The organism is Ruminiclostridium papyrosolvens C7 (genome assembly GCF_000421965.1).
GTDB classification, from domain to species: domain Bacteria; phylum Bacillota; class Clostridia; order Acetivibrionales; family DSM-1351; genus Ruminiclostridium; species Ruminiclostridium papyrosolvens_A.
On sequence record NZ_ATAY01000103.1, the window covers coordinates 1 to 8,844 of the forward strand.

The 8,844-nt window shown below is 31.4% G+C and carries 9 protein-coding genes; 8 read left to right on the top strand and 1 reads right to left on the bottom strand.

Translation table 11 applies throughout. The annotated features are described in order from the left end of the window. Positions 1 to 952: recombinase family protein (locus L323_RS40465; protein WP_020817402.1), on the top strand; the 952-nt coding region annotated here is incomplete at its 5' end. Positions 953 to 1,360: 408 nt separating this feature from the next. After that, entirely contained in the window at positions 1,361 to 1,894 is a 534-nt protein-coding gene (locus L323_RS40470) for a hypothetical protein (protein WP_020817403.1), read from the top strand. 69 nt (positions 1,895 to 1,963) lie between these two features. On the opposite strand, the gene L323_RS40475 is transcribed toward L323_RS40470, so the two are convergent. After that, positions 1,964 to 3,181: a hypothetical protein gene (locus L323_RS40475; RefSeq protein WP_020817404.1), complete on the bottom strand. Its 1,218-nt coding sequence runs from the start codon at positions 3,179 to 3,181 to the stop codon at positions 1,964 to 1,966. A 376-nt stretch (positions 3,182 to 3,557) separates the two neighbouring features. Between L323_RS40475 and L323_RS0121355 the strand changes: the two genes are divergently transcribed. The 6 genes from L323_RS0121355 to L323_RS40680 all read left to right on the top strand — a co-directional run bounded on the left by L323_RS0121355 (position 3,558) and on the right by L323_RS40680 (position 8,505). Then, positions 3,558 to 3,896 (top strand): recombinase family protein, encoded by a 339-nt coding sequence (locus tag L323_RS0121355; RefSeq protein WP_020817405.1) that lies wholly within the window; start codon positions 3,558 to 3,560, stop codon positions 3,894 to 3,896. A gap of 756 nt (positions 3,897 to 4,652) precedes the next feature. Then, a complete protein-coding gene (locus L323_RS40480; protein ID WP_020817407.1) occupies positions 4,653 to 5,183 on the top strand; it encodes an RNA polymerase sigma factor in 531 nt (176 codons plus the stop codon). A 17-nt stretch (positions 5,184 to 5,200) separates the two neighbouring features. Beyond that, the gene (locus L323_RS40485; RefSeq protein ID WP_020817408.1) at positions 5,201 to 6,427 is read left to right on the top strand and encodes a DUF4179 domain-containing protein; all 1,227 of its coding nucleotides are present in this window, start codon (positions 5,201 to 5,203) and stop codon (positions 6,425 to 6,427) included. A gap of 130 nt (positions 6,428 to 6,557) precedes the next feature. After that, entirely contained in the window at positions 6,558 to 6,740 is a 183-nt protein-coding gene (locus L323_RS40490; RefSeq protein ID WP_020817409.1) for a hypothetical protein, read from the top strand. A 60-nt stretch (positions 6,741 to 6,800) separates the two neighbouring features. After that, positions 6,801 to 7,136 (top strand): hypothetical protein, encoded by a 336-nt coding sequence (locus L323_RS40495; RefSeq protein ID WP_020817410.1) that lies wholly within the window; start codon positions 6,801 to 6,803, stop codon positions 7,134 to 7,136. A 322-nt stretch (positions 7,137 to 7,458) separates the two neighbouring features. Continuing rightward, complete coding sequence (locus tag L323_RS40680) at positions 7,459 to 8,505, top strand: carcinine hydrolase/isopenicillin-N N-acyltransferase family protein (RefSeq protein WP_020817411.1); 1,047 nt, start codon at positions 7,459 to 7,461, stop codon at positions 8,503 to 8,505. Positions 8,506 to 8,844: the final 339 nt, after the last annotated feature.

An 8,844-nucleotide genomic window follows, 5' to 3' on the forward strand; every position in this document is an offset into this window, starting at 1 on the left:
GGAGGAAAGCTTTTCCATTAGCAAAAATGCTACATGGGGCATCAGAAGGCGCTTTGAACAGGGTAAGGTTATAGTCAACCATACAAAATTTATGGGCTATGACAAAGATGAAAGTGGCAACCTTGTTATAAATGAAAAGCAGGCAAAGGTGGTAAGACGAATATTTTCTGATTATCTTAACGGAAAAGGCACTAATAGGATAGCGTATGAACTGGAAAATGAGGGCATCTCAAACTGGAACGGTAAGGCAAAGTGGTACGAAAGCAGCATCAAAAAGATGTTGAACAACGAGAAGTATAAGGGAGAGGCTTTACTTCAAAAAACCTACACGGTGGATTTTCTTTCAAAAAAGCGAGTAGAGAATAAAGGAGAAGTAGCACAGTATTATGTTGAGGAGAGCCACCAGCCAATTATAGACAAAGAAATATGGGAGGCAGTACAACTTGAAATAGAGAGAAGAAAAGCCTATATGGAGAAGTACAACATTAAAAGACTGGACTATACTACGAATGAAAACCCATTTATGGGCAGAGTTATATGTGGCTGCTGTAGCGGAGTCTATGGAAGGAAGATATGGAACTCTAATGATGAAAGATTAAAAAGAATCGTTTGGCAATGCAATAACAAGTATGCGATTAAGGGAAAGAGGGGCTGTGGCAGCAGACATATTGATGATGAGGTTCTTTATATTGCATTTGTCAGTGCTTTAAATGCAGTACTGGAAAGCAAGGAGCATTTTATGAGCAAGTGGAATGAACAGATTAATAGTGAGGATATTCTTAAAAGAGTTACTGCTAAAAGATTTATTGATATTTTCAAAGATGCTAAGCCAGTAGAACAGTTTGACACTGAGTTGTATTTTATGCTGGTGGAGAAGATAACAGTCTATGAAGATTCTAGGGTAATTGTTAGTTTGCTGGATGGGTCAGAATTTGAGTGTGGCATTGAATAAATACTATTTACACTCCTGGCTATTTTAGTGTTTGGCAAGAAACAAGCATTTATTTCTTAATTCAAATTAGACTCCACTGGCGATGGGTGATAGCATAGAGCCGCCTGTATTTACTATACAAAAAGCATAGCGGTTAAGCCACTGATAGATATCTTTTGAATTTGTGAATACTTTAAAGATATTTGGTGTTTGAAAAGTTATTGCAAACTGTTTAATACTATGCTAATAAAAATGCACTATTGTTATGCTTTCTGTATTTTTGATTAATTGTATCTCTTGTATTGTTATTCTACATATAATGTAAAACATAAAAATACATATGTGGAAAAACATGTATCAATATGTTAAGATATTATTTATATAAAATTGTCCATTAGAAAAATTATTTTATGAACAGAGGTATTTTTAATGAAAAAGTCACACGTAATTACTTTGGTTGTTATTTCAATTGGCCTTATTATATATGGAATATGCGTAATGTATATTAACAATTCGCAATTAACAAAAGATGAATTGATTGGTTATCTTGATAAAAAAATTATTAAAAACGGGTATGATTTTTCTCTAAAAGCAGAAAAAGATATTGATAATAAGCATTTACTTCTTTTTACATTCACTAAAAAAGGAACGAATAGTAATTTTGTTGCTATCTCATTTTTTCATAGTATTGGAAATGGAAAATTTAAATATGATAATTATATAGCAAGCACTGAGCATACACACATAGCTACACTATCTACACAAAATAAAAATAAAAATGATTTATATTATACGATATTTTATGGGATTATCAATCAAGGTGATACTCAAAAATATAGGATTATTTCTAATGGTAAAGAAGTAATAGAAAGTATTAAACCGGGAGAATATTTCATAAGATATTATCATCTAAAAAGCGATAAATATGGAACAAAAATCTTACCTATTAAAGAAATAAAATAGGTAAGATTTTTGTTAAAAGTATATAGACTTTAACATAATCCCACTTTCGTTATAGTGAAGCATTTAGGCCTATAATATATTAGATACTGATCTATCTGTTCTGGAAGCAGTTGCACAATAGTAACCATTTCCGGCACTTTGATATTTATAAACTTCTATAGAATAATTTAATGAACCCTTATAAAATTGAGATTTTTGATAAAATTCACTGGATATTGTAAAACGTGCAGCACGAAAAGAAAATTGTTTTAAATATAAAGCAACTGGATAGAAGTCCCATTTGACGCTTGAGCTTCCTATTCCACCTTCCGGTATCGAAATACCTGAAGTTATGCCAATATCAGCGGACATTGATATTGCAGGTGTCGGGTAAGAAAAACCAATATTTATTGTGTCAGTACTTGAAGTTGATGAAGGACCAAAATCGTAAATGGTTGCATCAGTATTTCCAGTATGTCTGAAATATACATCTTTATATAAATATCCATCTTTTGGCTGTACATCCACTGAGGAATATACCATAGTATAATATTTACCCTGAATATCTGGAGAGCTAGGGTTTTTTTGTAAAACTACTGAATAAGAAACAGTTATAGTGTCCCAATAATCAATCCAAGTATTACTTGCAACAGGGTTCCAAGTTAAACCAGTTGCATTTGCTACATTATTACTGAACCCAATAAGTGCTGTTTCTTGCTTTTCAGTTGGGTTTGTATTAGTATTATGAATTACTGAATAAGCAATGGCTTTTTTTATAGATTGATCATTTGTAAAATCTTCAACACTAATAACTTCAGTATGTATTTCTCCTAAATTGTCCCTTTTTATTGAAACAGCAACAACCTTTAGTTTGTCATTTCCATCTTCATCAATTGTATTAGGAACGTCTGAGTTGCTTTTTATATCAAAATATTGATATATTTCTTTTACCGACATCTTATCCTTGCGGATAATAATCTTAGCTCCGTTATTAAGCTGGTCTTTTAAAGTCTGCTTAATTTCTGCATTTTCATAGGTTGTGCTATCTACACAAATATTTTTAAATTTTTTTGTCTTTACTTTGTCAATATCTTTAGATTTCAAATTATTGAGATCTACTTTAACGTCTTTGTCATTTTCTCTAGTGGTAATGTTTTCAGTAATATTTTCGTTATCAGAAATATAAACTAAATTCTTTTCATTATACTGAATGACATCTGTCAAAGCATTTAAGTTGATTGTTAATGTACCTATAAAAAGAGTGGAAAGAACAAGAAGTAAACATACTATTTTTTTTAGATTTTTCATTTAAACCTCCGAGTTAATTTATATCTTTTAAGTTAGGGAATAATAATAACTTACCCTCCTTTTTTAATAATCACCCTTCACAAATTCCCCTTTGAGGTATTATATACAATTATACCTACTTATCTATGCAGGGCTACTACGCCTTTAGTTATTTAAACCGTAGTCGTTATGAATACAAAGTATTTTCCACTAAATTGAAAATATGGAAATACCTACAATGAAGAATAATACCACTATATATCATCGAAGGCAAGTTTTTTATTTTGTACAAACATAGTATGTATAAATGGTGGACAACACTAAATGTCACACTTGAATTCCCCAAATTAGTACGGTAACATAGCACTACTTTTTAAAGGAAGAGGAGGAGTGAGTAGTGAAAAAGGTTACTGTTATTGAAGCAAGCAATAAGGAAAATGAAGCGGCTGATAATAGGAAAATTCGAGTTTGTGCATATTGCAGAGTCAGTTCCATGCATAAGGAACAGCAAAATTCATTTGAAGCGCAGGTAAGCCATTACACCAAATATATTCAAAGCAACTCCCTATGGGAGTTTGCGGGTATTTATTCAGATGAAGGGATTAGCGGAACCAAAAAGGAAATAAGACCTGAATTCATGAGACTAATTTTTGGTTGCTGTGAGCATCCGATTAAGAATCCTAATACAAGTAAGAAATCAAAGGCCAGATTGATTTGCTGCAGAAGTGATAAATAAAATTCAGGAGTATAAAAAAGTGAGCTGCGTGCCGAAATGGCTCAAGGATTTACTATTGTCAGGTACTTGATTTTACGGAGGGTATGCACTAATTGGAAACGCATGGGAAAAAGTTGGAGAGGGTTGTATTGATTCTCTACTATACAAAACAAAAAACTGTATTACTTAGGTTTATGTTTAAATCATAATGGTAAGAATAAAGATTTTAATTTTAATAAAATTCGGTTTAATCACAACAACGCGGAAACGTGCCCCATTGGTAATTACTATGTGAGTATGGAAAAGTTATCTTAAGAAAGAGAATTATCAATAGTCGAATCACCTATAATGCCAAAAACCTCTCCCGAGATTAATACAGGTGACATGATAAGTTAGAAAATTATGACTAATCAAAAGATGAGTCAAAATCCAAGATTTAAAGTTAAAATACCTTTTTATAATAAAAACTTCATTGAAATTATAGACACAAAGTGTAAATATGACATAGATGCTACAAATGATGCTCGTAGTTTTTATTTAAAACTTAAATCTAAAAAAGAAATAGCAAACTGAAAAGTATATAATATTGACATTAAGTATTCTATTCGTAAAAAATTTAATATTTTATTTAAACCCTGTATTAGTTTCTAATAGCTTGCAACACAATCAATAAAAATTTCCAAAATTGCCATAAAAAACACAATTTTATTCGTTAATATCTATAGATGGTATATTTTGAACCAATAAATTGGTAGTCATGAGGAGAGTGTTAATATTTTGCACAAACTGGATAAGAGTATATTTAAAGTTGAAAGAGGTGATAATAGCGGACTTAGAGAAATATACGATCAACTTGGCCATGCAATATACACCCAGTCTTATTTTATCACAAAAGATCATCACTTGGCTGAAGATGTATCCCAAGAGGTATTTATTAAAATAATGATATGTGCTCCATCGTATACTCGCGGGACTAATCCCAAAGCGTGGATTATGAGTATTGCAAGGAATACTGCGATAGATAAGTTAAGAAAAAAAGACATGAATGATTTGTCGTTTTCAAAAGATACAGAATACTGTGAGACAAAGCTAGCAAAGGTTGGTGTAAAAATCGACCTTGATGAAAAGATTGATTTGATTGAGGAAATTAATAAACTTGACTTTCAAAGTCAGCAAATAGTCCTTTTACATGTTATTGTCGGATTGAAATTCCGCGAGATAAGTAGCTTACTTGATATGCCGCAGGGAACAGTTGCATGGAAATACAAATTAATTATTAAGGAATTAAAATTAAAACTTTCACGCTAAAAGAAAGGAGTTAAAGAATGTTTATGATTTTAAATAAGAAAATTAATAAAGAAATAATAAAACAAGCAAAAAGCATAACCCCTGACTATTGGGGTGGAATTGAGAAGAAAATCCCCTCTCAAGCACCCGTTAATTTTACTTTTAAACGGAAACCTTTGTTAATTATTTCAGTAATAACATTAATGTTGATATTAACTGTAACAGTTTATGCCACCAGCAGCGGGAGGATAAATAATTTAATAAACGTAATCTGGGGTGAAGAAACAAATACCGTAGTAAATGGCAATATTATAAATAAAAATGTTTATTCTAATGGAATTAATTTAACTGTTGATGCAACAATGGTTGAAAATAATTCGGTTTTACTTTTTTATACCTTAACAGATAAAGAACAAAACATTTTTAAGAACAAAATTTATGTGGACGAATGCTCATTTACAGCAGATAAAAACATTACTAATTTTGGTAGAAGTGTTGCCAACTATAACGTAAACGGAAAACCAAATTGCATTGTATTCAATTTTAAGTCACTGGAACTTTTAAACAAAAAAAATATGGATTTTTCGTTTTCAATAAGCAGTTTACGGCAAGCTGAAGATGTAAAAGAGTATACTATTCCTCTGAAAGATGGTAGTGAGGGGTTTGAAAAAGAATCAGGTTTTGAGTTGGTTTCATGTAAAATAAATGGTTCTTTGGCGAGTATAGCTATTAAAAAGCCAAAGGAGTATATGACTGCTTTACCAATAATCAGAAATAAAATAACTCATCAGGAATACATCCCCGAAACACAGAACATCCATGATGAAGTATTATATACCTATGCTTATAATACCAGTGAGAAAATAGATGATAATTTTGAGATTGTAATAAAGGCCCAAAAGGTTTTTACATTTGATTCTCCAATAAAGGCTGACTTTAAAATTAGTTTGGATAACTTTAAACATAATATTATAAAGCCGGATTCCTTGTATATTGAATCGGCAAAAGTACAATCTATTGATATATCTCAGATGAGTGTTATGGTTGATCTTGTTGCTCCAACAAGCCCCAGTGATGAATTATATCTAAAGCAACGAATATCTATCCAATATGATGACGGAAAAACCAGTGAAAAGATTTCGGATATAATGACTTCAAAAAATGAAAAGGGGGAGTTTAAGTATCTTGTTACTTTTAATACTCCAATAGATTATAACCGCCATCCTGTTTTAAACATTGGATCAAAAAGTATACCTCTTTCTTAAATAGATACAGCTTTCTATAATAATTAAAATTAGTCTAAACAGGATGGGTATTAGTTGATATCATATATTTATTAGCAACCAACTAAAACTGGCTGATAATTTTGTTGCAAATTTCGAAGAAGCTACTTTTTTGGTATGGGAGAGCCTAAATGTTGCTCAACATATGGAGATTAAAAAAGCTTTTAACCGTGAAGAATTTAATCAAATAAACATAGGAAAAAGTACAGGCGATGATGTTAAAAATATTGATCCTTATTGTGTAATTGCAAATGGCTCAAAAAAAGATGCAATTAGTGAGCACAAATTTTCGTAATCATTGGAATAATTTATATTAGGAAATACGGTGACTCTGGTGAAAGGAGGCGATTCGTTTATGAAAAAAAGTATTATATGTATAGTTTTAGCTTTTTGTTTTGCCTGTTGCTTAGGATTTCGGGGTAATAATTCGGTTAATGCAAGCTATGGGTTATGTATTAAATCATCGGTATCATGGAATAACCAAACATATATGGTTTACGTTCCAACAGCCGGTGTTAATGATTCAGTAAAAAAGGAATTTGACAAAATACAAAAATACATTGAAAAAGTTTTGGATTCCAAGAAATCTCTTTACAAAATAAAAGGCTATTCAACTTCAAAAAATATTGCATATAAAGTTGGAAAATATTATTACATGTGTAAAGCTGTAAAGACAAACACTAAAAATTAGTGTCAACCAAGTTGAATATTCCGTCAGTACAAACGTATGGCATTTGTACACGAAAAACCTTGACTAAGAAATATTTTCTTATCAAGTTTTTTTTTATTCCTTAAGTTCTTTTGTTTTTAAGGACATTTTTAAATACGCTTGACAGAAAACCTTCTAATAATATCAAACACATTCATTAATTCGCTATTATCGTTTAGTAGAAAAGGATAGCCTGCTACTTGGAATGGCATACAGTATCCGTAGCCGTATAGAAAACAAATTGACTTAATATATTTGGAAATGTATGATTATGGTAGGCTATAACTCTTAAGGAGTTGATATTATGAATTTTAAACGATTGGCAACGATTTTCCTTACTTTAGTACTAATGCTTTGTCTATCTAGTTCAGCAATGGCCTGTACAATATTTACCACGGAACTGGAGGACGGTACTATATTAGCAGGAAATAACGAAGATTATTTGTATTCTATCACTAACTATATGGTAGTTACAGCGCCCGGTGAAGATAGCTATGGTCGTATATGCTTCTATAATTCATCTTATGTTCAGGGTGGTATGAATGAGCATGGTTTATTTTATGATGGTGCTTCCTGTCCGTCTACTAAAGTTCCTTATGACAGTAATAAGAAGCAGCTGGATTATAATTTGGGAGATATCGTTCTTGCTAAATGTACTTCTGTGGAAGAAGTTGAGAAGTTTTTTGATAATTATAATATCCCTAAAAGTTTTTGTGATCACCTCTTATTTACTGATTCCACAGGAGCTTCTGCAGTATTTGAGTGGATGGAAGGAAAACTTCACATTATTCGTAAAGGTCATAACGAGAACTATCAGGTTGTAACAAATTATTGGTTTACTGATCCTTCTCTGGGTGGATATCCCTGCGATCGTTATAATACTGCTGTTGATTTATTGAAAAAGCAATCACCATCGATAGAGCTATGTGCTACTATTCTAGATGCTACGAAGCAGAATTGGGGTAAAGGAGGTACCTTGTATTCCAATATATATAATTTATCAAGCAAAGAAATCTATGTGTTCTCCAGGGGGGTAATGAATACAGCTTGTAAGATAGATATGGAAAAACAGTTTAAGTCAATGGAAGCAGGGGATCAGAAAAGATATGACATTATTAAACTTACATTTGATACCAAAATCACTACTGGTAATTTAGTTAAGAAAAATCTTCAGGAAACAGATAGTACTCCAACGCCCAAATCTGGTGGGAATACAGAAACAGCAGCTATTTCCTCAACACAAGGCAATAATCAAAATCATAATGGGATATATTGGATTTTTGGAATAGGTATTATATCATTAATTATATTCGCCATTGTAAAGGCAGTAAAAGGAAAAATAAAAATTTAAGGTGAAAAATCTGCAAAAGAATATAATTATATTGACTTGAAAAATCTGAAAGTATTTTTGCACAGGAAAGCGAAAGTTTTACTTTACGTAGCAATGAGTTGTTGTAGTTGAGGCAGCAGAGATATGAAAAGGCAGATTAAAAGTTATCGTAAATGAGAATCCTTCAGTTGAATTTAACTTCAATTGGAGGATTATTTTTTACTAGTTTGTACTATCCATCGAATTACCTCCTTGACACAGATTACTTAAAGTTAAAAAATGCATATAAGGAGGTATTACAAATAATGACAGGAGAGCAAAAACAACAAATCAAAGTACTTCGATACCAAGGTTTTGGGT

Excerpts from the sequence above, each read along its gene's own strand:
- L323_RS40475 (WP_020817404.1), bottom strand. The coding sequence starts at position 3,181 with ATGAAAAATCTAAAAAAAATAGTATGTTTACTTCTTGTTCTTTCCACT.
- L323_RS40470 (WP_020817403.1), top strand. The coding sequence starts at position 1,361 with ATGAAAAAGTCACACGTAATTACTTTGGTTGTTATTTCAATTGGCCTT.
- L323_RS40680 (WP_020817411.1), top strand. The coding sequence starts at position 7,459 with ATGAATTTTAAACGATTGGCAACGATTTTCCTTACTTTAGTACTAATG.
- L323_RS40495 (WP_020817410.1), top strand. The coding sequence starts at position 6,801 with ATGAAAAAAAGTATTATATGTATAGTTTTAGCTTTTTGTTTTGCCTGT.
- L323_RS40485 (WP_020817408.1), top strand. The coding sequence starts at position 5,201 with ATGTTTATGATTTTAAATAAGAAAATTAATAAAGAAATAATAAAACAA.